This window comes from Telluria antibiotica (assembly GCF_011682055.1).
Classification (GTDB): domain Bacteria; phylum Pseudomonadota; class Gammaproteobacteria; order Burkholderiales; family Burkholderiaceae_D; genus Telluria; species Telluria antibiotica.
The window spans coordinates 100,571-121,806 of record NZ_JAAQOM010000017.1; the positions used below are offsets into that span (position 1 = coordinate 100,571).

Annotated in this window: 21 protein-coding genes; 13 read left to right on the top strand and 8 right to left on the bottom strand. The window is 65.7% G+C overall.

All coding sequences use genetic code 11. From position 1 onward, the window contains the following. The first annotated feature begins 24 nt into the window (after positions 1-24). The 6 genes from HAV22_RS24695 (at position 25) to HAV22_RS24720 (ending at position 4,774) form a co-directional block, all read left to right on the top strand. Positions 25-546 carry a hypothetical protein gene (locus HAV22_RS24695; RefSeq protein WP_166862813.1) on the top strand — a complete coding sequence of 174 codons (522 nt, stop codon included), beginning with the start codon at positions 25-27 and terminating at the stop codon, positions 544-546. A gap of 160 nt (positions 547-706) precedes the next feature. Next, the gene (locus HAV22_RS24700; protein WP_308789237.1) at positions 707-1,264 is read left to right on the top strand and encodes a hypothetical protein; all 558 of its coding nucleotides are present in this window, start codon (positions 707-709) and stop codon (positions 1,262-1,264) included. Between the two features lie 523 nt (positions 1,265-1,787). Beyond that, positions 1,788-2,726, top strand: coding sequence for a hypothetical protein (locus HAV22_RS24705; protein WP_166862815.1), 939 nt, complete (start codon positions 1,788-1,790; stop codon positions 2,724-2,726). An 85-nt stretch (positions 2,727-2,811) separates the two neighbouring features. After that, entirely contained in the window at positions 2,812-3,324 is a 513-nt protein-coding gene (locus tag HAV22_RS24710) for a nuclear transport factor 2 family protein (RefSeq protein ID WP_166862817.1), read from the top strand. 5 nt (positions 3,325-3,329) lie between these two features. Beyond that, positions 3,330-4,061 carry a hypothetical protein gene (locus tag HAV22_RS24715; RefSeq protein ID WP_166862820.1) on the top strand — a complete coding sequence of 244 codons (732 nt, stop codon included), beginning with the start codon at positions 3,330-3,332 and terminating at the stop codon, positions 4,059-4,061. Then, complete coding sequence (locus HAV22_RS24720; protein WP_166862822.1) at positions 4,058-4,774, top strand: DsbC family protein; 717 nt, start codon at positions 4,058-4,060, stop codon at positions 4,772-4,774. Before HAV22_RS24715 ends, HAV22_RS24720 begins: the two co-directional genes overlap by 4 nt. Before the next feature lie 59 nt (positions 4,775-4,833). On the opposite strand, the gene parC is transcribed toward HAV22_RS24720, so the two are convergent. After that, positions 4,834-7,173 (bottom strand): DNA topoisomerase IV subunit A, encoded by a 2,340-nt coding sequence (gene parC / locus HAV22_RS24725; protein WP_166862824.1) that lies wholly within the window; start codon positions 7,171-7,173, stop codon positions 4,834-4,836. Positions 7,174-7,283: 110 nt separating this feature from the next. Next, positions 7,284-9,284, bottom strand: a complete 2,001-nt coding sequence (locus tag HAV22_RS24730) for a DNA topoisomerase IV subunit B (protein ID WP_166862826.1) — start codon at positions 9,282-9,284, stop codon at positions 7,284-7,286. Between the two features lie 284 nt (positions 9,285-9,568). On the opposite strand from HAV22_RS24730, the gene HAV22_RS24735 reads away from it, so the two are divergent. Both HAV22_RS24735 and HAV22_RS24740 read left to right on the top strand, forming a co-directional pair. Beyond that, positions 9,569-10,558, top strand: a complete 990-nt coding sequence (locus HAV22_RS24735; RefSeq protein WP_166862828.1) for a gamma-glutamyl-gamma-aminobutyrate hydrolase family protein — start codon at positions 9,569-9,571, stop codon at positions 10,556-10,558. Between the two features lie 763 nt (positions 10,559-11,321). Next, on the top strand, positions 11,322-14,396 hold the full coding sequence (locus tag HAV22_RS24740; RefSeq protein ID WP_166862839.1) for a ligand-binding sensor domain-containing diguanylate cyclase: 3,075 nt from the start codon (positions 11,322-11,324) through the stop codon (positions 14,394-14,396). Positions 14,397-14,482: 86 nt separating this feature from the next. On the opposite strand, the gene HAV22_RS24745 is transcribed toward HAV22_RS24740, so the two are convergent. Beyond that, a complete protein-coding gene (locus tag HAV22_RS24745; RefSeq protein ID WP_166862841.1) occupies positions 14,483-14,935 on the bottom strand; it encodes an Lrp/AsnC family transcriptional regulator in 453 nt (150 codons plus the stop codon). Positions 14,936-15,017: 82 nt separating this feature from the next. Between HAV22_RS24745 and HAV22_RS24750 the strand changes: the two genes are divergently transcribed. Together HAV22_RS24750 and HAV22_RS24755 are read left to right on the top strand one after the other, a co-directional pair. After that, complete coding sequence (locus tag HAV22_RS24750) at positions 15,018-15,635, top strand: LysE family translocator (RefSeq protein ID WP_166862843.1); 618 nt, start codon at positions 15,018-15,020, stop codon at positions 15,633-15,635. Positions 15,636-15,715: 80 nt separating this feature from the next. Further along, entirely contained in the window at positions 15,716-16,078 is a 363-nt protein-coding gene (locus HAV22_RS24755) for a hypothetical protein (protein ID WP_166862845.1), read from the top strand. Position 16,079: 1 nt separating this feature from the next. On the opposite strand, the gene HAV22_RS24760 is transcribed toward HAV22_RS24755, so the two are convergent. Further along, positions 16,080-16,754 (bottom strand): ArsR/SmtB family transcription factor, encoded by a 675-nt coding sequence (locus HAV22_RS24760; protein WP_166862847.1) that lies wholly within the window; start codon positions 16,752-16,754, stop codon positions 16,080-16,082. 73 nt (positions 16,755-16,827) lie between these two features. On the opposite strand from HAV22_RS24760, the gene HAV22_RS24765 reads away from it, so the two are divergent. Then, the gene (locus tag HAV22_RS24765) at positions 16,828-17,145 is read left to right on the top strand and encodes an NIPSNAP family protein (protein ID WP_166862849.1); all 318 of its coding nucleotides are present in this window, start codon (positions 16,828-16,830) and stop codon (positions 17,143-17,145) included. Continuing rightward, the gene (locus tag HAV22_RS24770; RefSeq protein ID WP_166862851.1) at positions 17,142-17,486 is read left to right on the top strand and encodes an antibiotic biosynthesis monooxygenase family protein; all 345 of its coding nucleotides are present in this window, start codon (positions 17,142-17,144) and stop codon (positions 17,484-17,486) included. Before HAV22_RS24765 ends, HAV22_RS24770 begins: the two co-directional genes overlap by 4 nt. A gap of 4 nt (positions 17,487-17,490) precedes the next feature. Here the strand turns inward: HAV22_RS24770 and HAV22_RS24775 are convergent, their stop codons facing one another. From HAV22_RS24775 to HAV22_RS24790, 4 genes are all read right to left on the bottom strand, one after another. Continuing rightward, on the bottom strand, positions 17,491-17,937 hold the full coding sequence (locus HAV22_RS24775; RefSeq protein WP_166862853.1) for an SRPBCC family protein: 447 nt from the start codon (positions 17,935-17,937) through the stop codon (positions 17,491-17,493). Between the two features lie 94 nt (positions 17,938-18,031). Continuing rightward, a complete protein-coding gene (locus tag HAV22_RS24780) occupies positions 18,032-19,213 on the bottom strand; it encodes a vWA domain-containing protein (RefSeq protein ID WP_166862855.1) in 1,182 nt (393 codons plus the stop codon). Positions 19,214-19,223: 10 nt separating this feature from the next. Then, positions 19,224-19,811, bottom strand: coding sequence for a GNAT family N-acetyltransferase (locus HAV22_RS24785; protein ID WP_166862857.1), 588 nt, complete (start codon positions 19,809-19,811; stop codon positions 19,224-19,226). Further along, positions 19,808-20,662 (bottom strand): AAA family ATPase, encoded by an 855-nt coding sequence (locus HAV22_RS24790; protein WP_166862860.1) that lies wholly within the window; start codon positions 20,660-20,662, stop codon positions 19,808-19,810. The genes HAV22_RS24785 and HAV22_RS24790 overlap by 4 nt, the downstream gene beginning before the upstream one ends. 235 nt (positions 20,663-20,897) lie before the next feature. On the opposite strand from HAV22_RS24790, the gene HAV22_RS24795 reads away from it, so the two are divergent. Continuing rightward, the gene (locus HAV22_RS24795; RefSeq protein WP_166862862.1) at positions 20,898-21,236 is read left to right on the top strand and encodes a c-type cytochrome; all 339 of its coding nucleotides are present in this window, start codon (positions 20,898-20,900) and stop codon (positions 21,234-21,236) included.

Here is a 21,236-nt window from a genome sequence, read left to right on the forward strand (position 1 = left end):
CATAACCTATGAAACGAGATCATCATGAACACATTCATTTCCACGCTCGCGTGTGCCCTGCTGGCGTCGTCGGCCTGGGCCCAGACCAGCGCAAACACGCCACCGATCGGCCAGGCCGTGTCCGGCCATAACACGACGGCCGCCGGCGTATCCGGCACCGGCCTGCGCACGGACGGCAGCGCAAACACGCGCTCGAAGCATGGCGACACGGGCCGGCAGGCGGCCGGCGTCGATGCGTCGGGCAAGGTCGTCGGCAAGAGCACGGCCGTGATCAATCCGGCGCGCGGCAAGGCGGACGACGTGAACGCCCAGGCCACCAATACGACGGCGCCGAACAGCAAGGACACGAACGCGGCGGCCACGGGCGGGCGCGGCGAAGCCGGCACGAAGGCCGAGAGCGACATCATGCATGCCAACGCGCGCGCTGTGAAGGAGCCGCCCGGCAGCCGCCTCAAGACGGAGGCTGCGGTGAAGGCAAGCAAGAAGAAGCATGCGGAATCGCGGCGCAAGGGCGCGGAGAAGGCTGCGGCACGCACCGGTTCGTGAGGCCGGAAAAATCTGGTCACAATTTGGATGATGGCGGGTATGTACTGCGTGCGCTGGCGAACAGAGACGAACGAGCACGAGGCCTATTCTGGAGGCTCGAGTTAACAAAAACACACGGCGTCTCCGCGCGCCTCCTCACCATAGTCACTTCAGGAGAATCATGATGAATAAACTGCTCGCCACCCTGATCGCCGGCCTGTTCGCCACCTCGGTCTATGCCCAGACCGCCGCCCAGAGCACCACGACGGCACCGGCCACCCCGGTCACGACCACCGCACCGGCCACGAGCACGGCGATGGGCCAGAGCGGCGCGGCCGGCATGACGTCGACCGGCGACGCTAAGGCCGACAAGAAGATCAACAAGGCGGACGAGAAGGAAGCCAAGGAGGTCTCGAAGCAGGACGAGAAGATCAGCAAGGCCACCAGCAAGGCCAACGAGAAGAAGGCCAAGGCTCAGGCAAAGGCCGAGAAGAAGATCGCGAAAGCGAACGAAAAGGTCGCCAAGGCTGACCCGGAAGACAAGGCCAAGGCTGAAGCCAAGGCCGAGGAAAAGACCGCCAAGGCCGATTACGACGCCCAGAAGACCATGATCAAGGCCGATGAAAAGGCGCAGAAGAAGATCGTGGACGCCAATGCCGACAAGGCCAAGGCTCACGCCAAGGCCGGCGAGAAGCGCGCCGAAGCCGCTGCTGAAGCGAAAAAGGATGCCGCCAAGTAATCCCGACATCCTCGGTGGACGGGTCGACCCGTTCGCCAAATGAAAAACGGACCTGCGGGTCCGTTTTTCATTTGGCGTATGCATATAGATCAACTTAGCATTTGATTTATATCAGTTTTTTCGCATTTTGTTGTTTTTTAGAACATTAAAGAACGGTAATGTTGCGCGCCTTGTAAGCCCATCTGTGTCTGCGTACACTCGATCGCTCAACACTTTCTTACATTTCATTACAAATTCTACCGGAGGTTTGGACGATGCACAGTTCGCCAGTCTATCCGCATCGGTTTGCCCTCCACGCTGTGCGCGCACACGAGCGATTGCGCCCGCGCTGATCCACCACTTCACAGAATCGACTGATTCCGCCGCGGCAACGCAGAGCGGAGTTTGCAAGGCATTCGAGCGCCAGGACGCGTCACGTCCGTCGCTGGGATAGGTCGCCGGTGCAGGCCACAAGCCTGGCGGGCGGTCGCTGGATAGCCCGATACGGGCACGTTTCTAAAAAAACCTTTATGAAGGAAAAATAATGAAATTAAGCCGCAAACTCAGCCTGTTGACCGTCAGCCTGGCATGCGCATTCGCAGCGCATGCCCAGACCGTGAAAGAAACGCCGAATTCCCAGTTCAAGCCTACTGGCAAGGGCTGGGGCGAACTCGACAACGTCGCTACCGCGGCGTCGAACGGTAAGGCAGGTGGTGCTTCGCGTGGCAGCAGTTCCAGTAACTTGTCCTTTCACGGTGGCCCGGTGATGACCGCGCCCAAGAACCTGTACTACATCTGGTACGGCTCGCAATGGGATGCTGCGTCGCAGAACGTGCTGACCAATATCGGCCAGCACCTCGGCGGCTCCCCTTACTTCAACATCAACTCCACGTATTACGATGCCGCCGGCACCCATGTGCAGAACAGCCTCACGCTGGCCGGCACCACGGCCAACAGCGGCACGTACGGCACGCAGCTGAGCGACGCGAACATCGCCTCGATCGTGTCCGACGCGATCACGTCCGGCAAGCTGCCGGCCGATGCAAACGGCGTGTACGTCGTCCTGACCGACCATTCGACCACGGCGACGTCCGGCTTCTGCACGCAGTATTGCGGCTGGCACGACCACACGACGATCAGCGGCAAGGACATCAAGTACGCCTTCGTCGGCAACGCGGAAACCCAGTGCGCGTCGGCGTGCGGCGCCACCAGCCCGAGCCCGAACAATACGCCGGGTGCCGACGGCGCGGCGAGCGTGCTGGCGCACGAAGTGGAAGAAGCGGCCACCGATCCGGACCTGAATGCCTGGTATTCGAACCTCGACGGTTCGGAGAACGCCGACAAGTGCGCCTGGAACTTTGGCACGACGTCGACCGCATCGAACGGTGCCCAGTACAACCAGACGTTCGGCACGATGAAATACCTCATCCAGCAGAACTGGCTGATTGCCAGCACCCAGCGTTGCGTGCAGCATTACCCCTGAGCCTGGGTCTTGACCGTACCTTGAGTTGAGTGTGCGGCGGCCGTGTCCGCGGTCGCCGCTTTTCCTCTTTTTTTATCTCGAGCATATGAAACGATTCCTGATTGCGCTGGGCATGCTCGCCGCGTTCGGCGGCGCGCTTGCGGCGGAGCAGGCGACGCCGAGCGGCCGTGGTGCCGTCGTGACGCCGACCCGCAACATCCTCATCTTCACCAAGCTGGAAAACGAGTGGCAGGACGCCATCCGGCGCCATGACGCGCAGGCGATCCGGCGCTACGTCACGGACGATTTCGAGATCCGCGCGAGCCCCGTCCCCGGCGTGCCGACCGCGCTCGCAGATGCGCTGGACCAGTGGGGCCGCGCGCCGGCCACGCAATCGTCGATCGGCCAGATGGCGGTGCACGAGTACGGCGACCTGATGCTGGTGAGCTTCAAGTGGACGCTCGCCGATGGCCCGTCGTACTTCGTCGTCGACGCATGGAAGCGCGTCGGCACCGAGTGGAAGGCGGCCGTGCGCTACGCCGCGCCCGTGGACGAGAACGCCCCCATCGTGCCGGGCGCCGTCATGCCCAGCGCACAGTCGGTGCGCAAGAAGCCTTGAACGGCATGGCATCGCTGTTCGACAGCAAGGCGGCGATCGGCCTGGCGTGCGTCGTCGCGGTGGCGGTCGGCGCCGGGTCGGTCGCGTGGCTGCGCGGCGAGGGCACCGCCCCCGCCGCGGCGCCCACCGCACCGCGGGCCGGTTGGGACGGCCCGGTTGGCCCTGGCGTCGTTGCCACGCCGGCGGTGGCCTCGCTGGACGGCCCTCCGCTGACGGATGCCGCGGGTAATCTGCGCATCGATCCGGCCTTGCACACGCTGTTCGACGGCTACCTGGCGAAGCCCGGCGGCGCCGCGACCTTGCACGCCTACCTGGACCAGCGACTCGCACCGCCCGCGCGCAAACAGGCTGCCGACCTCGTCGACGCATACGTGCGCTACCTGCAGGCCGACGACGCGATGCGCGCGCGCGTGCGCACGACGCGTCCCGACCCGTCCGGCCTGAGCGAGCAGCAGCTGACGGACTTGCTGGCCTGGCAGCAGGACCGCGAGCAACTGCGGGCCCGCATGCTGGGCGCGGCCGTGGCGCAGGCGTGGTTCGGCGCCGACGATGCCGATTGCCGGATCGCGCTGGAAGACTGGCGCAAGATGCGCGCGGCAGTGGACAGCGAGGACGTGGATTCGAACGAGTTGCGCGCGCGCCGCAGGCACGGCGCCGTGCTGGAGCAGGGCCGTAACGAGCGCGCGCAGGCCTGTGCGCGCCGCCTGCTCGCTGGACATTCTGGGGAGAGACAATGAAGCATATGTTGGCGCTGGCCGCCGCGTTGGTCGCAACCACGTGGGCGCAGGCGGAAACGCCGGACGAGGCGCGCGTGCACAAGCTGGTGGAACCGCGCATGGGCAGCAACGTGAAGGTCGACGCCGTGACCAAGACCGGCTACGGCGGCTTGTACGAAGTGCGTTCTGGTGCCGACATCTTTTACACGGATGCCGGTGCGCGCTACATGTTCGTCGGGAAGATCGTCGACCTGACGACCTTGCAGGACCTCACGCGCGCGCGCGCGGACGAGCTGGCCGCGATCCGCTTTGCCGACCTGCCGCTGGACATGGCGATCAGGACCGTCAAGGGCAACGGCCAGCGCGTGATGGCCGTGTTCGAGGATCCGAACTGCCCCTACTGCCGCAAGCTGCACCAGACCTTGGGCCAGATCGACAACGTGACCGTCTACACGTTCCTGCTGAATATCCTGTCGGACGATTCGGCCGCCAAGTCGAAGAACATCTGGTGCGCGCCCGACCGCTCGCTCGCGTGGCAGCAGTGGATGACGGAAGCGAAGCCGGCGCCGGGCGCGCCGGCCGCTTGCCCCACGCCGAACGAGCAGGTGCTGGCGCTGGGCCGCAAGCTGCACGTGCAGGGCACGCCGACGATCTATTTCGCCGACGGTTCGCGCAGCGGCAGCGGCTTCGACGCGGCGACCCTCGAAGCGCGCCTGCGCCACGCGGCCCGCTGAAACGACAAATGCGCCCGCGGGCGCATTTGTTCAGGTCATTCAGGTCACGACGAAGGCGCTCAGGCGCCGTCGCCCGTGGTGCGCATCGCCAGGTCCTTGGCCTTGAGCTTGGCCGACAACGGCTTGCCCTTGTTGGCGCGCTTGCCGAAGTGCGGCTCCAGGCCGGATGCGAACAGCTCCACGGTGCGAGGCTTGTCGCCCGCCCACGTGCCGACCACGTTCAGGCCCTTCTGGTTGATCGGCTGCACGGCCAGCAGCTTTTCCTTCGGCTCCAAACCCATCAGGATCACGCCGCGGCCACCGTTCTGCAGCACCTTCATCTCGTCGATGCCGAACACCAGCACGCGGCCCTTTTCTGACAGGCAGGCGATGGCGCCCGCACTGTCCGAGACGACGCGCGGCGGCAGCGGCACGGCGCCGTCGTCCAGGGTGATGAACGATTTACCGCCTTTCAGGCGCGTGATCATGTCGCCGGCCTTCGTGATGAAGCCGAAGCCCGTCGACGTGGCGAGCAGCAGGCGCGCGTCGCCATTGCCCGCGAAGTAGTACAGGATACGTCCACCGCCCGACATGTCGACGAGCGTCGTGATGGGCACGCCGTCGCCGCGCGCGCCGGGCAGGGCGGCCACGGGCACGGAATAGACTTTGCCGTTGTCGCCGACGCACAGCAGCGTGTCGACGGTGCGGCACTCGAACGCGCCGTACAGCGAATCGCCCGCCTTGAACGTGAACTGGGACGGATCGTGGCCGACGCCCGTGCGCGCGCGCACCCAGCCTTTTTCGGAGACGATGACGGTCACCGGCTCGTCGATGATCTTCTGCTCGGCCACGGCCTTCTGCGCTTCCTCGATCAGGGTGCGGCGGTCGTCGCCGTACTGTTTCGAGTCCGCTTCGATCTCGCGGATGATCAGGCGCTTCATCGACGACGGGTTGTCGAGGATGTCTTCCAGCTTTTCCTTCTCGCCCCGCAGCTCGGCCAGCTCCTGCTGGATCTTGATCGCTTCCAGGCGCGCCAGCTGGCGCAGGCGGATCTCGAGGATGTCCTCGGCCTGGCGGTCTGACAGGCGGAAACGCTCGATCAGGGCGGCCTTCGGCTCGTCCGAGTTGCGGATGATGTGGATGACTTCATCGATGTTCAGCAGGACGGTCTCGCGGCCTTCCAGGATGTGGATGCGGTCGTTGACCTTGCCCAGCCTGAATTCCGTGCGGCGGCGCACGGTGACGAAGCGGTAGTCGATCCACTCCTGCAGGATCTCGGACAGGCCCTTCTGGCGCGGGCGGCCGTCGCCGCCGATCATCACGAGGTTGATGGGGCTCGACGTTTCCAGCGACGTGTGCGCCAGCAGCATCAGCATGAATTCCGTCTGGTCCTGGTTCTTCGACTTCGGCTCGAACACGAGGCGCACCGGCGCTTCGCGGCCGGATTCGTCGCGCACGGCGTCCAGCGCGCCCAGGATCGTCTGCTTCAACGTGAGCTGCTCGGGCAGCAGGGTCTTCTTGCCGACCTTGATCTTCGGGTTCGTCAGTTCCTCGATTTCTTCCAGCACGCGCTGCGACGACACGCCGGGCGGCAGCTCGGTGACGACGGCCTGCCACTGGCCGCGCGCCAGTTCCTCGATCTTCCAGCGTGCGCGCACCTTCATCGAACCGCGGCCAGCCGCGTACATGTCGGCGATGGCGGACGCCGGGGTGATGATCTGGGCGCCGCCCGGGTAGTCCGGGCCGGGCATGAAGGTCATCAGCTCGGCGTGCGTGATCTTCGGATTGCGGATCATCGCGACGGCGGCCGCTGCCACTTCGCGCAGGTTGTGCGACGGGATCTCGGTGGCCATGCCGACCGCGATGCCGGACGCGCCGTTCAGCAGCAGCATCGGCAGGCGCGCGGGCAGGGTGCGCGGCTCTTCGCTCGAACCGTCGTAGTTCGGCTGGAAGTCGACGGTGCCCATGTCGATTTCGTCGAGCAGCAGGCGCGAGACGGGCGTGAGGCGCGCTTCCGTGTAACGCATCGCCGCGGCGCCGTCGCCGTCGCGCGAGCCGAAGTTGCCCTGGCCGTCGATCAGCGGGTAGCGCAGCGAAAAGTCCTGCGCCATGCGCACGAGGGCGTCGTACACGGACTGGTCGCCGTGCGGGTGGAGCTTGCCGAGCACGTCGCCGACGACGGTCGCGGACTTGCGCGGCTTCGCCGTCGGGCCGAGGCCCAGTTCGTTCATCGAGTACAGGATGCGGCGCTGGACGGGCTTCTGGCCGTCCGAGACGTCCGGCAGCGCGCGGCCTTTCACGACCGAGACGGCGTAGTCCAGGTAGGCGCGCTCGGCGAAGGTCGAGAGGGTCAGCGTCTCGGCGTCATCGCCGCCGCCGCCGGGTGGAGTGGTTTGTTCGAAGAGGCTTGCTTGCGTCATGATCTTTAATGTTCGATTCTATCGAGGCTGCACGCGTGGGCTCGGGGAGCCCACCCTACGTTGCATGCGATTGTAGGGTGGGCGCCCTGTGCCCACGCGCTACGTGCGTATCAGATATCCGCTTCCGTCTCGTTCCCGTGCTCTTCCAGCCACGCCCGACGAGCGGCGGCTTCGCCTTTACCCATCAGCATGTTGAAGCGCGCCGACGATTCGGCCAGGCCGTAGTCGCCGAGCGCCACCGGCAGCAGGCGGCGCGTGTCCGGGTTCATCGTCGTTTCCCACAGCTGCTCGGCGTTCATCTCGCCCAGGCCCTTGAAGCGGGAAATGCTCCACACGCCTTCCTTGAGGCCTTCTTTCTTCAGCTTGTCCTCGATGGCGAGCAGTTCGCCGTCGTCCAGCGCGTACAGCTTCTGGATCGGCTTCTTGCCGCGCGCCGGCACGTCGACGCGGTACAGCGGCGGGCGCGCGACGCACACGTGGCCGTTCCTGAAGAGGGCGGGGAAGTGCTTGAAGAAGAGCGTGAGCAGCAGGACCTGGATGTGCGAGCCGTCCACGTCCGCATCGGAGAGGATGCAGATCTTCCCGTAGCGCAGGCTCGACAGGTCCGGATTGTCGTCCGGGCCGTGCGGGTCGACGCCGATCGCCACCGCAATATCGTGGATCTCGTTGTTGGCGAACAGGCGGTCGCGGTCCGTTTCCCACGTGTTGAGGACCTTGCCGCGCAGCGGCAGGATGGCCTGGAATTCCTTGTCGCGGCCCATCTTCGCGGAGCCGCCCGCCGAGTCGCCCTCGACGAGGAACAGTTCGTTGCGCGTGATGTCCGTCGATTCGCAGTCGGTCAGCTTGCCCGGCAGGACGGCCACGCCCGACGACTTCTTCTTTTCGACTTTTTGCAGCGAGCGCAGGCGCGACTGCGCCTGCTTGATGACGAGTTCCGCCAGCTTGCGGCCGTATTCGACGTGCTGGTTCAGCCACAGTTCGAGCGGCGGCTTGGTGAACGTCGACACGAGTTTCACGGCGTCGCGCGAGTTCAGGCGTTCCTTCGTCTGGCCCTGGAATTGCGGGTCGAGCACCTTCGCGGACAGCACGAACGAGACGCGCGCGAACACGTCTTCCGGCAGCAGCTTGACGCCCTTCGGCAGCAGCGAATGCATCTCGACGAAGCCCTTCACGGCGCCGAACAGGCCGTCGCGCAGGCCGGATTCGTGCGTGCCGCCGCTCGGCGTGGGGATCAGGTTGACGTACGATTCGCGCACGACGGCGCCTTCTTCCGTCCACGCGACGACCCACGCCGCGCCTTCGCCTTCCGCGAAACCTTCGTCGCCCGCGGCCGCGTATTGCGCGCCTTCGAACAGCGGGATCAGCGTCTGGCCGCCGCCGGCCGTCTGCGCCAGCGCTTCCGTCAGATAGCCGCGCAGGCCTTCGTCGTAGCGCCAGGTCTGCTTGTCGCCCGTCTTCGCATTGGTCAAGGTGACGGTGACACCAGGCAGCAGCACGGCCTTCGAGCGCAGCAGGCGCTGCAGCTCGCTCATCGGGATGTTCGGCGAATCGAAGTATTTACCGTCCGGCCAGGCGGTGACGCGCGTGCCGTTCTTCTTGCCGCCGCGCTCGAATGGTTCCGACGTCAGCGGCTCGATCACGTCGCCGTCGGCGAACACGAGCTTGTGCATGCCGTTGCCGTCGTCGTCCTTGCGCCACACGGTGATCTCGAGACGCTTGGACAGCGCGTTCGTGACGGACACGCCCACGCCGTGCAGGCCGCCCGAGAACGCGTACGCGCCGCCGGAACCCTTGTCGAACTTGCCGCCCGCGTGCAGGCGCGTGAACACGATCTCGACCGTGGACACGCCTTCTTCCGGATGCAGGCCGACGGGAATGCCGCGGCCGTCGTCCTCGACGGTGATGGAGCCGTCCGCGTTCATCGTCACGTCGATGTTCTTGCAGTAGCCGCCCAGCGCCTCGTCCGAGGCGTTGTCGATCACTTCCTGGATGATGTGCAGCGGATTCTCGGTGCGGGTGTACATGCCCGGACGCTGCTTGACGGGCTCCAGTCCTTTCAGGACGCGGATGGATGATTCGCTGTAATCGGGTGCGGGTTTCTTGGTGGCCATGCTTGATCTTCAATCATTCGAATGCTGCGCATTCTATCTTGTCGGGCGGCAAATAAGCGAAGCGGGCCGCGCGAGACGTTATTGTTTTGGGAGGCGGAATACGATGTGCGGGCAAAACAACTGTATGGAAATACAGTATTCTTGCCTGCCAAGCGCAAGTTTGCAAGCACTCGTTGCGTGGATTGCTCAGTCGGCGGCATCCCGGCATCCTGGTGTTCATTACTAAAACGATATTTTTTACAAATCCGAATCGTGCGCGACCGGCGCAAGGATATATTGAGATCATGGCTCAGGACAATGACAAGCACGCTGACAAGCCAAGCGAACCCGACCCGCTGCAGGACGGCCCGTCGGGTTCGCCGCGCGTGCCTGACCGTCGTACTGGGAGCCGCGCGTCGCGCTACCTGCGCACGGACGACACCCCGCTGAGCCTGGCCGGCCGCGTGCTGCGTTCGCGCTGGCGCGCCCTGAGCGATAAATTCAATCGCGACTTCATGCGGCGCACGCTGCGCATCGGCGTGTCTGCCCGCATCTTTCACCCGGAACCGGGCGCACTGGGCTTACGCAGCAAGAACCTGCAATATCTCGAGGAATCGATCGCGCAATGGGTGATGTCGCGCGACGTGCTCGTGTTCATGGTGCCGACCGTCAACACGAACGGGCTGCTCCACCCCAGCAACATCACGATGCGTCATTATGCGCGCCACCTGGACGGCCTCGTGCTGCAGGGCGGGGCGGACGTGTCGCCGATGACGTATTCCGAGGAGCCCACGCGGCCGGAGTGGAGCGGCGACCGCGCGCGCGACGTGTACGAGCTGGAACTGCTGCACGAATTCGTCGACGCCGGCAAGCCCGTGCTGGGCATCTGCCGCGGCTGCCAGCTGATCAACGTCGCGTTCGGCGGCACCCTCCACCAGGACGTGGCCACGGACGTGCCCGGCGCCCAGCCGCACGTGCACGACCTGTACGATGCGCACCGCCACGCCATCGTGTTCCCGCAGGGCTCGTCATTGCGCAAGATGTTCCCCAGGCACGAGCGCGCCGTCGTGAACTCGATCCACCACCAAGCCGTCAAGGACCTCGGGCGCGACATCCACGTGGAAGCGATGTCGGAGCCCGACGGCATCGTCGAGGCCATCCGCTACCAGCGCGCGCCGTTCGTGATGGGCCTGCAATGGCATCCGGAATTCCACCGCGCCAAGGGCGGCGACCTTCTCGACTGTACGCCAGTGCTCGATGAATTCCTGCGCGCGGCGCGTGAAACACGCCTCTGATTTTCGCTTGTCGCTTTCTTGGGCACCTCGAATAACTGGAGGTTTTGCGCGGCCGGGCTGAAGAATTGAGCGTGGTCGTACTTTTTGGGGCCAAAGATCGGCAAACCATGGGGCTGTTGCGCCGCCCAATGGCCTGCGTCGGCCCATTGGGCGCACCTCGGGCGTCAGAACGCCTCGATCCGCGCCTCCCTCAGGTGGCGCAGCCGCCTGAGGTTGCAGGCCGCCGCCTTCCGGTTCAAATGCAAGGTCGCGCGCCAAACCGATGCCGCGCAACGCCTTGCCACCCATCTCGGCCAGCCGGGCAAGGCTGGCATTGGCGACATCCGGCACATCCTCGGCATGATTGGTGTCGTGCTCGCTCGCCGTGCTGCCCCTGAGCTTGCGGATCAGCTTGTAGCGCTTGTCCGTATTGGCCGACAGCTCGTAGCCGAAACAGGACTGCCATGCTTCCTGGTCCAGCGCGCCTCGATGTCCTTTTGGCTCCGTTTTGACGGCGACCGGTCGGCCGGCATGGCGTTGTCCTCGACGATGGACTTTTCTTCCTTGTTCAGGGACTGCTTGGGTACCTGGACGATGCTCGCGTCGATGATCTGGCCGCCAGCGCCACGTCGTCAGCAATGTTTCGGAAGCGGCATCATGCAACCGCCGAGGTTTTTCGAGGTTCCCATTCATGCCCCTTCCGGCCACGCCCGCCGATCCTGGGGTATCAGCACTCAGGGAAAGCAAATCATTACGGTATACTTATGGTTCTTAAAGGAAATTAATGTTGCCTGTTGCATTGCTTTATCGTCATATCAGCGTTGTCTTGGCCGTCATCGTGCTGACGGCACTGGTGCTGTTCGCTCCGGCTAGCCGGGCTGCGGACGCGCAAGAGCCTTGGACTGACATGGCCTATCCCTCGTTCCGTCACCAGGCCGATACAGCCTTCGCCTTCGGCACCGCCTTCGCTCAAGACCACGCCGGATTTATCTGGATGGGTACCCAGACCGGGCTGGTGCGCTGGGACGGCGTGCGCGCGCGCCGCTACAGGGCAGACGCCAATAAGCCCGGTTTCCTGCCCAACGGTTATATCCAGGCCATGTTGGTGGACCGTGAGGGGCGTCTGTGGGTCGGCACCAGCGCCGGCGGGTTGGCCCGTTACGATCCCGGGCGCGATGCGTTCGTCACGATAGGCACCGGTCCCCAAGGATTGAGCAACGCGCGCGTGTCGGCGCTGGCCGAGGATGGCGATGGCGGCATCTGGGTTGGCACGGGAGGAGGGCTGGAACGTATAGGCGCCGACGGCCGTGTGTACGCCGCCGCCAGCGGCGCCCCGCAGGTCGCCGCCGCCTCGCTGCCGCAGGGCGGCGTCGACGCGCTGCTGCGCGATGCGGCGGGGGGGCTGTGGATCGGCACCCGGGGTGGCCTGTACCACCGTGCCAACGACCGCTCGCCGCTGAAGGTGGTGCCGCTGGCCGCGCCGGGCCAGTCGGAACCCGCCGTCATTTTGCTGCGCCAGGACAGCGCCGGGCACATCTGGGTCGGTACCCGCGACAGGGGCGCGTTCTCGCTCGACGCGGACGCGCACCCGCATCGGGTGGTGGCGCGCGATGGCAGTCTGGCCCTGCAGGTTGGGCGAATCTTCGCCATGGTCGAGAAGTCGCCAGGCATCCTATGGTTCGGGATCGAAGGCGGCGGCATCCTGGAGCTCGATCTGGCGCATGGACGGACCCGTCGCATCCTCCACCGAGCCGACGTCACCGACAGCTTGTACGATGATGAGGTGCAGGCATTGTTCCGCGCGCGGGGCGGGCAGATATTCGTCGCTACGATACAGGCCATGAGCGTACACGACGTGGTCCCGCAAGGATTCCTTACGATCCGCACCATCGGTCCCGACGGTGCGAAAATGAACGCACACCAGCTGCTGGTGCGGCCCGACGGGCGGGTGTGGATGGGCACGGTCGGCGGTGTCATCCGCGTCATCGATCCGTTGCGCGGCGAGGTCGGCGTAATCCATCCACGGGCCGATGCCACCGGCGGCGGTCTACCCGGAGGCCGGGTGCTGGCGCTGCTGAACGGTCCCGGCAACAGTGTCTTCATCGGCACTCAGCAAGGGCTATTCCGCAGCGACGACGACGGTCGTCATGTGCGACGTGTCGCCGTGCCTACGCGTCCCGCTACCGCCGCGGTCTGGGCGCTCGGCTACCGCGACGGCGTTCTGTGGGTGGGCGGCCTCGACGGTGTGTGGCGACTGTCGCTGGGTCGCGGTGGCGACCTCACGGTGCTGCGCCACGAAGAAGCGTCACTGGGCGACGCGCGCGTGGCGCAGATCCTGCCGCTGCCCGATGGCTCGGCATGGCTAGGCACGCGCGCCGGCCTGGCCCGCCTGCCGGCAGGCGGGCCGGTCGAACTGTTGCCCACCGACGCCGCCGACGCCACCCGCGTGCCCCCCGGCTTCGTCTCCTCGCTCGCGCTGGATCGCCAGGACAGGCTGTGGCTCGCGACGTATGGCAACGGCGTCGCCGTGCTCGAACGCACCGACAGGGCCGGGCGCCGCTGGTTCCGCCGCATCGGCATGGCCGAGGGACTACCCGACAGCGGCGTCAACAAGATGGTGTCCGGCCGCGACGGGGCCATTTGGCTCAGCACCGACAATGGCCTGGCGCGCATCGACCCGGCCACGCTGGCGGTGCGCAAGTTGGGCGAGGCCGAGGGCGTGCACATCCCGACTTATTGGGGAGACTCGGGGGCGCTGGCGGCCAACGGCGATATCCTGTTTGGGGCTCCGACCGGCCTCACCGTCGTGCGGCCGGGGAGCCTGCGTCAGCGCCACGACAACGCGCCGGTCGCCGTCACCCGCATCGTGCTGGGTGAGCGCAAGCTGCCCGCAGCCCCCTTCAACCTGGGCGCGAAGGCGTCGGCGATCCTGACGATCGCCCCGGACGACCGCGAACGCGGCTTCTCGCTGGAATACACCGCGCTCGATTTCGCCGCTCCCGGCAGCAAGCGCTACAGTTACCGTCTGGCCGGCTTCGATCGCGACTGGATAGACGCCGACCACGTCTTGCGCCGGGTCAGTTACAACAACCTTCCGCCGGGCGACTACACGCTGCAGCTGCGCAGCAGCGAACCCGACGGCGGCGCGCCGGTCCAGCTCGACGTGCCGGTGCGTGCCCTGCCCATGTGGTACCAGCAGGGGTGGGTGCCCGCGCTGGCGGCGTTGGCCTTGGCGGCGCTGTTTGCCGGCCTGATGCAGGCGCGGACCTCGCTGCTGCGCCGACGCCAGCGCGAACTGGAAGCCATGGTGGCGGAACGCACCTCTGAACTGCGCGCCACTCAGGCGCGCCTGGAAACCATGGCCTACGGCGATGCGCTTACCGGGCTACCCAACCGCAGGCTGTTCGCCGACGAGATCCGGCGCATGGCCGCCCAGGTCCAGCGCGACGGCGTGCCGTTCACGCTGTTGCTGATCGACCTGGATCACTTCAAGCACGTCAACGACACCCTCGGCCACGACGCCGGCGACGCGCTGTTGGTCGAGGCGGCCGAGCGGTTGCGCCACGCGGTGCGCGAGGCGGACCGCGTGGCGCGCCTGGGCGGCGACGAATTCGCGGTGCTGCTGGCGCCGGGCAGCGACGCCGCCATCAGTGGCCAGATCTGCCAGCGTATCGTCGGCAGCATGGCGCGTCCCATCCAGTACGGCGCGGTCGAGATGCGTGTCGGCGTCAGCATCGGCGGCGCAAAATTTACCGGCGAGGGCAACGTCGACACGCTGTACAAGGCGGCCGACCTGGCGCTGTATCAGGCCAAGGCGGCTGGCCGCAACACCTGGCGTATCGCCGGCCCGGTGGTGTGACTAATATTGCAGCGAAAGCAATGAATCCTGCGGGCGGCTGAGGTGACGGGCAGTATGCTCGCACCATTCGGCCAGGTGCCCTGTGATCAAAACGGCAGCGGCCGGCTGTGGACGATGCTTTTCATCACGAGGGTCGATCTCAAGCGCAGGACGTTCGGTAACGTCGACAGGCTGTCGTCGTACAGCTTCTGGAACGCGGCGACATCCGTGGTGACGATGTTCAGGATGTAGTCCGGATCGCCGAACAGGCGCTGCGCCTGGATGATTTCGGGCACACTCGGCACCGATTCCTCGAAGGTGCGCACGCTGTCCCGGTCAGTTGCCTTCAGGCTGACGAACACGATGGCCGCGAAATTGAGGCCGACGGCCGCCGGATCGATGGTCGCCCGGTAGTCGGCAATGATCCCCGCGTCTTCCAACGCGCGCACGCGTCGATGGCAGGGAGACAGGCTCAGGCCGATGCGTTCTCCCAGGTCGGTGAGAGAAAGTCGCCCGTCCTTTTGAAGTTCCGCAAGAATCTTCCGATCGTAATCATCCATACGGGAGATGTTGCCTCATCTGGCCTTTCTTTGCCAAGAGTTAGGCAGCACATTTTTCTGGTACCGCGTTACGCTGTCCGGCATGAATACGCATACGCTCCTGCTGTTTTCCGCCACCGTGCTGCCGCTGGTGTGCACGCCCGGCCCGGACATCCTCTTCATCGCTTCGCAAGCGATGTCCGGCGGGACGCCGGCCGGCCTGCGCGCCACGACCGGCGTGCTGCTCGGCTATTGCGTCCATTCCTTTCTCGTTGCGCTCGGCCTCGCTGCCGTCGTGGCGGCGTCGCCCGTCCTGTTCGAGGTGATCCGCTGGGTGGGGATCGCGTACCTGGTCTACCTCGCGTCGAAGCTGATCCGGGCGGCGCTGCGCTCCGGCGAACTCGTCGTTTCGCAAGGGCAGGTCACGAACCAGCTCTACAAGGGTTTCCTCACGTCCCTGCTCAATCCGAAAGGGATGATGGTCTACGTCGCCATCCTGCCCCAGTTCATGGACAGGCGCGGGAGCAATGCCACGCTGCAGGCGGTCGTCCTGTCGGCGGCCTTCATGTTCTGGTGCGCGGTCGTGTACGCCGCGGTAAGCCTGAGCCTCGGCCGGGTGGGGCGGCGCCGGCTCAGCGGCAGGCGGCGCCGGATGATCGATGGCTCGGCCGGCGGCATGGTGCTGGTTGCGGCTGGGTTCATGGCCCTCGTGCGTCAATAGTGGATTCCACTTGCGTTCGTTCGCGGCCGGATCCATAATCGCAAATGAGAATCATTCTCAATAATTTGCGAGGAGGTCGTATGGACGATGATCTGCTGGACGAACTGAACACGCCCGCCGCGCGGCGCACCCCGCGCCACGAATTGCTGGTGGCGGCGTTGCTGCACCTGATGTCGCAATATACGGTAAGCAATGCCGTGAACAATGCGGACGCGTGCGACCGCGCGAGCGGCGACGGCCCGTGCGTGAAGCTGGCCTCGGTGATCGAACGCCATTTGAATGCGCTGGCGCGCCTGCCCGATGCCGATCCCGTGCTGCGGGCCACGTGCGAGCAACTGAGCGTCAAGTGGGCGGGCCTCGTCGACCGCGCGCTGCCGGCGCCCGCGCGGCGTCCGCTGCTGGCGCGCATCCTGGGGCAGGGCAGGCCGTCCCCGGCAGCCTGAATCAGCCCAGCCAGGCCCTGAGTGCCGCTTCGCCGTCCGCGCTGAACGCGAGCACGCGCGAATCGGGCACGCGGCGCGCCCAGCCCAGTTGCTGGAAGCGCTCCAGCAATGCCGTCCCGAGGGCGCCGGCCAGGTGGTGACGGCGCTCGCTCCAGTCCAGGCAATGGCGGCACAGCGGGCGCCGGGCGGCACTCGGCAGCGGATCGATGCCGACCTGCGCGACGAGCGCGCGCCCCGCATCCGTGAGCGCGACGCCGCCCGCATCCAGCGCGAACGCGCCGCGGCGGGCGAGGCCTTCGTAGACAAGCACGCCGAGTTCGCCCGCGAGGTGGTCGTAGCAGACGCGCGCCTTGCGCAGCGCCGGCTCGCGCGGACTGCTGCGCACGCGCACGGCGCCCGTGCCGAACGCGACGCCCATCATGGACTCCAGCAGCTGGGCGACGTCGGCGTCGGCGATGCGGAAATAGCGGTGCCGGCCCTGCGCCTCCACGGCCAGCAGCCCCGCTTCGCGCAGCTTGGCCAGGTGCGTGCTGATGGTCTGGCGCGTGACGCCGGCGGCGTCGGCCAGTTCGGTCGCCGTCAGTGCCATGCCGCTCATCAGCACGTTCAGCACCTCGGCGCGGGCCTGGTCGCCGATCAGGGCGGCGATGTTGGCGATGTTCGGTCCGTCTTTCATTGTTCGATCTTAGCCGAAGCATCGGGCCGGGGCCAGCCGCTACGATGGCATTTCAACGACACGAGGAGCCATCATGCCCATCACCTGCTTCATCCGCTACGAGATCGACCCCGTCCAGCGCGACGCCTTCCGCCAGTATGCCGAGAACTGGGGCCGCATCATCCCGCGCCTCGGCGGCCGCCTGCTCGGCTACTTCCTGCCGCACGAGGGCACGAATTACGAGGCGTGGGGCCTCGTCGGCTTCGACAGCCTGGCCGCGTACGAAGCCTACCGGCAGCGCCTGAAGGAAGACGGCGAGGCGCGCGCGAACTTCGCTTTCGCGCGCGAGCAGCGCTTCATCCTGCGCGAGGAGCGCACGTTCACGGAACCGGTGGAAGGTACGTTGCCATGATGGCCGTGATCTTCGAGGTCGAGCCCGACCCCGCGCGGCGCCAGGACTATCTCGACGCGGCCGCCGCGCTGCGCGCCGAGCTGGAAGCGATCGACGGCTTCGTCTCCATCGAGCGGTTCGCGTCGCTCGCGCAGCCGAAGAAGATCCTGTCGCTGTCGTTCTGGCGCGACGAGGAGGCCGTCAAGCGCTGGCGCACGTTGCCTTCGCACCGCGCGATGCAAACGGCGGGCCGCGCCGGCATCTTCCGCGGCTACCGCCTGCGCGTGGCCGCCGTCGTGCGCGACTACGGCATGCACGACCGCGCCGAAGCGCCGCCAGACGCGCGGGCCGTGCACGGTTGAGGCCTCATTCCTTGATCTCGGGCTCGACGAGTTGCGCGAGAAGCTGCAGCGATTCCTGCCAGCCGAGGTAGCACATCTCGACGGGAATCGCGGCGGGAATCCCTTCCTGCTTGACCTTGATTTCGACGCCGCAGAACACATCGCGCAGCTGCACGGTCGTCTGCATGCGGCCGGGCAGGTTCGGATCGTCGAATTCGGCCGTGTAGACGAGGCGCGCACCCGGTTCCAGGGCCAGGTATTCGCCGCCGAACGAGTGGCCACCGCCCGTCGTGAAATTCGTGAACGACATCTTGTAGCGCCCGCCGACGCGGCTGTCCTGCTCGTGCACGGTGCAGGTGAAGCCGTGCGGCGGCAGCCATTTGGCGACGGCGGCGGGCGTGAGGAAGGCGCGGTAGACGCGGTCGGCGGTGGATTTCAAAACGCGGTGCAGCTCGACGGTATTCGTGGACATGATGGTTTCCTTGGCGTGAGTGGCAGAGGACGTCCCTCTGATGCTACGACGAACGACATGCCGCCGGATCGACAACGCGGGGCAAACTCAATATCTATTTGCTGAGCAGCCGCATCGCCCGTTCCAGTCCGTCGATCGTCACGGGGAACATGCGGTTGCCCATGATCTGGCGGATGACGGTGATCGACTGCCGGTACTGCCACAAATGCTCGGGCTCCGGATTCAGCCACGCGAACTTGGGGAACGCATGGCAGAAGCGCGCAAGCCATTCCGCGCCTGCTTCGTCGTTCGCGTATTCGACGGAGCCGCCCGGCGCGAGGATCTCGTATGGGCTCATGGTGGCGTCGCCGACGAAGATCAGCCGGGTGTCGGGCGGGTACGTGCGCAGCACGTCCCACGTGGGGAAGCGCTCGGCGTGGCGGCGGCGGTTGTTCTTCCACAGGTGGTCGTAGACGCAGTTGTGAAAATAGTAGAACTCCATGTGCTTGAACTCGGCCTTCGCCGCCGAGAACAGCTCCTCCGCGCGCTCGATGTGGTCGTCCATCGTGCCGCCCACGTCCAACAGCATCAGCACCTTGATGCGGTTGCGCCGCTCCGGCTGCATCTTGATGTCGAGCCAGCCCGCGTTGTTGGCGGTTGAGCGGATCGTCTCGTCCAGCGCCAGCTCGTCGGGCGCGCCCTGGCGCGCGAAGCGGCGCAGGCGGCGCAGCGCCACCTTGATGTTGCGGATGCCCAGTTCGCGCTCGCCATCGTAGTCGCGGTAGGTGCGCTGGTCCCACACTTTTACTGCACTGCGGTTGCCTCCCCGCATTTTCTCTTCCTTGCCGATGCGGATGCCTTGAGGGTTGGTGCCGCCATTGCCGAACGGGGACGTGCCGCCCGTGCCGATCCACTTGTTGCCGCCTTCGTGGCGCTCCTTCTGCTCCTTCAACAGTTCCTGCAGACGAGACATCAGCTTGTCGTAGCCGAGCTTCTGCAGCTCTGCTTTCTGTTCCGGCGTCAGCTCGCGCCCCAGCCGCTTGATCAGCCAATCCAGCGGAATGTCGGCCTTGGCGTCGAACACCGTCTCGATGCCCTTGAAGAAGGCGCCGAACGCGCGGTCGAACTTGTCGAAATGGGCTTCGTCCTTCACCAGGGTGAGGCGCGCGAGATAGTAGAACTCGTCGAGCGACGGCGCGATCACCTGCTTCTGCAGCGCTTCCAGCAGCGTGAGGAATTCCTTGATCGAGACGGGGACTTTCGCGTCGCGCAGGGTGAAGAAGAAGTCGATCAGCATGCGCGCCTCGTTACTTTGCGTGGCGCGCCAGGCGGTAGTGCAGGTGCGACTTGATTTCAATCCACTCGCCGCGCACGATGCTGTACATGACCGTGTCGCGCACGGTCCCGTCGCGGCGCGGCGCGTGGTGGCGGATCACGCCATCCTTCTTCGCACCCAGGCGCTCGATGGCGGCCTGCGACGCGTAGTTGAAGTTATCGGTGCGCAGCCCGACGACGGCGCCGCCCAAGGTGTCGAACGCGTGCGACAGCAGCAGGAGTTTGCAGCTCGTATTGACGTGGCTTTTCTGGCGGCTCTTCGCGTACCACGTGTAGCCGATCTCCACGCGGTCGATGGCGGGCATGATGTCGTGGTAGCTGGTGGTGCCGATCACGGTGTCGGTCGAGGCGTCGACGACGGCGAACGCGAGGCGATTGGTCATCTCCAGCGCCGTGCGGACATAGGTTTCCGTCTCGTGCGGTGCCGGGACGGACGTGACGCGCAGGTTCCACAGCTCGCCGTCGCCGGCCGCCGCGCGCAGGCCCTCCACGTGGTGCAGGCCGAGCGGCTCGAGGCGCACGCCGTTGAATTCGAGGGTGACGGGATCGACGTGGATCATCGGTTGTGCCTCGCCATCGCCACGAGGCGTTCGAACAGGCTCACGTCCTGCTCGTTCTTCAGCAGGGCGCCGGCCAGCGGCGGCACGATCGCCTTGCCGTCCTGGCTGCGCAGGATCTCGGGCGGAATGTCTTCGGCAAGCAGCAACTTCAGCCAGTCGAGGAATTCCGACGTCGACGGCTTTTTCTTCAGGCCCGGCACGTCGCGCAGTTCGTAGAAGCTTTGCAGCGCGGCGGACAGCAGGTCGGCCTTCAAGGTCGGATAGTGGACCTGCACGATGTCCGCCATCGTGTCGCGGTCGGGGAATTTAATGTAGTGGAAGAAGCAGCGGCGCAGGAAGGCGTCCGGCAGGTCCTTCTCGTTGTTCGACGTGATGATGACGAGCGGGCGGTGCTTCGCGACGACCATCTCGCGCGTCTCGTACACGTAGAACTCCATGCGATCCAGCTCGCGCAGCAGGTCGTTGGGGAATTCGATGTCGGCCTTGTCGATCTCGTCGATCAGGAGGACGACGGGCTCCGGTGCCGTGAACGCCTGCCACAGCACGCCCTTGACGATGTAGTTGTGGATGTCGCGCACGCGCTCGTCGCCCAGCTGCGAATCGCGCAGGCGCGAGACGGCGTCGTATTCGTACAGGCCCTGCTGGGCCTTCGTCGTGGACTTGATGTGCCACTGCAGCAGCGGCATGTTCAGGGCGGCCGCCACTTCCTCGGCGAGCATCGTCTTGCCGGTGCCGGGTTCGCCCTTGATGAGCAGCGGGCGGGCGAGGGTGAGGGCGGCGTTGACCGCCAGTTTCAGGTCGTCGGTGGCGACATAGTTATCGCTGCCTTCGAAGCGTCGGGGTGCGTGCATGGGCCTGGACCGGTCGTAGGGAAATGCCAATGAGTATATGACAGAACGCGGGGGCGCGAAGGCCGCCCATGCTGCGGTGCCCAATGGACTCGACCATATTCTTCGGATAGAATCGGCCGGCTCGTAATATAAATGCCAAGTGTTTTGCAGTCGCAGTACCGGGGGTCTCGAAAACCTGCTGCCGCCGCACGGGTCGCAAGGCGCCCTATCGATTCAACCCAACGATAGGTCATCCATGAAAATTTCAACCGCTTTACTCGTGCTTGCCGCCGGCGCCTCGATGGCCGGCACGGCCGGCGCGGCCGACATCGTCGGCAATCCGAAGGCAGCACCCAACAAGATCGAGATGTGTATCGGCTGCCACGGCATCCCCGAATACAAGGGCAGCTTCCCCGAAGTCTATCGCGTACCGAAGATCGGCGGACAGTCGGCCAAGTACATCGAAGCCGCGCTGCAGGCGTACAAGAAGGGCGACCGCAACCACCCGTCCATGCACGGCATCGCGGCCAGCCTGTCCGACCAGGACATCGCCGACATCGCCGCGTACTACTCGCAACAGACCCCGTCCAAGTAA

Excerpts from the sequence above, each read along its gene's own strand:
- HAV22_RS24695 (WP_166862813.1), top strand. The coding sequence starts at position 25 with ATGAACACATTCATTTCCACGCTCGCGTGTGCCCTGCTGGCGTCGTCG.
- HAV22_RS24700 (WP_308789237.1), top strand. The coding sequence starts at position 707 with ATGATGAATAAACTGCTCGCCACCCTGATCGCCGGCCTGTTCGCCACC.
- HAV22_RS24705 (WP_166862815.1), top strand. The coding sequence starts at position 1,788 with ATGAAATTAAGCCGCAAACTCAGCCTGTTGACCGTCAGCCTGGCATGC.
- HAV22_RS24710 (WP_166862817.1), top strand. The coding sequence starts at position 2,812 with ATGAAACGATTCCTGATTGCGCTGGGCATGCTCGCCGCGTTCGGCGGC.
- HAV22_RS24715 (WP_166862820.1), top strand. The coding sequence starts at position 3,330 with ATGGCATCGCTGTTCGACAGCAAGGCGGCGATCGGCCTGGCGTGCGTC.
- HAV22_RS24720 (WP_166862822.1), top strand. The coding sequence starts at position 4,058 with ATGAAGCATATGTTGGCGCTGGCCGCCGCGTTGGTCGCAACCACGTGG.
- parC (WP_166862824.1), bottom strand. The coding sequence starts at position 7,173 with ATGACGCAAGCAAGCCTCTTCGAACAAACCACTCCACCCGGCGGCGGC.
- HAV22_RS24730 (WP_166862826.1), bottom strand. The coding sequence starts at position 9,284 with ATGGCCACCAAGAAACCCGCACCCGATTACAGCGAATCATCCATCCGC.
- HAV22_RS24735 (WP_166862828.1), top strand. The coding sequence starts at position 9,569 with ATGGCTCAGGACAATGACAAGCACGCTGACAAGCCAAGCGAACCCGAC.
- HAV22_RS24740 (WP_166862839.1), top strand. The coding sequence starts at position 11,322 with ATGTTGCCTGTTGCATTGCTTTATCGTCATATCAGCGTTGTCTTGGCC.
- HAV22_RS24745 (WP_166862841.1), bottom strand. The coding sequence starts at position 14,935 with ATGGATGATTACGATCGGAAGATTCTTGCGGAACTTCAAAAGGACGGG.
- HAV22_RS24750 (WP_166862843.1), top strand. The coding sequence starts at position 15,018 with ATGAATACGCATACGCTCCTGCTGTTTTCCGCCACCGTGCTGCCGCTG.
- HAV22_RS24755 (WP_166862845.1), top strand. The coding sequence starts at position 15,716 with ATGGACGATGATCTGCTGGACGAACTGAACACGCCCGCCGCGCGGCGC.
- HAV22_RS24760 (WP_166862847.1), bottom strand. The coding sequence starts at position 16,754 with ATGAAAGACGGACCGAACATCGCCAACATCGCCGCCCTGATCGGCGAC.
- HAV22_RS24765 (WP_166862849.1), top strand. The coding sequence starts at position 16,828 with ATGCCCATCACCTGCTTCATCCGCTACGAGATCGACCCCGTCCAGCGC.
- HAV22_RS24770 (WP_166862851.1), top strand. The coding sequence starts at position 17,142 with ATGATGGCCGTGATCTTCGAGGTCGAGCCCGACCCCGCGCGGCGCCAG.
- HAV22_RS24775 (WP_166862853.1), bottom strand. The coding sequence starts at position 17,937 with ATGTCCACGAATACCGTCGAGCTGCACCGCGTTTTGAAATCCACCGCC.
- HAV22_RS24780 (WP_166862855.1), bottom strand. The coding sequence starts at position 19,213 with ATGCTGATCGACTTCTTCTTCACCCTGCGCGACGCGAAAGTCCCCGTC.
- HAV22_RS24785 (WP_166862857.1), bottom strand. The coding sequence starts at position 19,811 with ATGATCCACGTCGATCCCGTCACCCTCGAATTCAACGGCGTGCGCCTC.
- HAV22_RS24790 (WP_166862860.1), bottom strand. The coding sequence starts at position 20,662 with ATGCACGCACCCCGACGCTTCGAAGGCAGCGATAACTATGTCGCCACC.
- HAV22_RS24795 (WP_166862862.1), top strand. The coding sequence starts at position 20,898 with ATGAAAATTTCAACCGCTTTACTCGTGCTTGCCGCCGGCGCCTCGATG.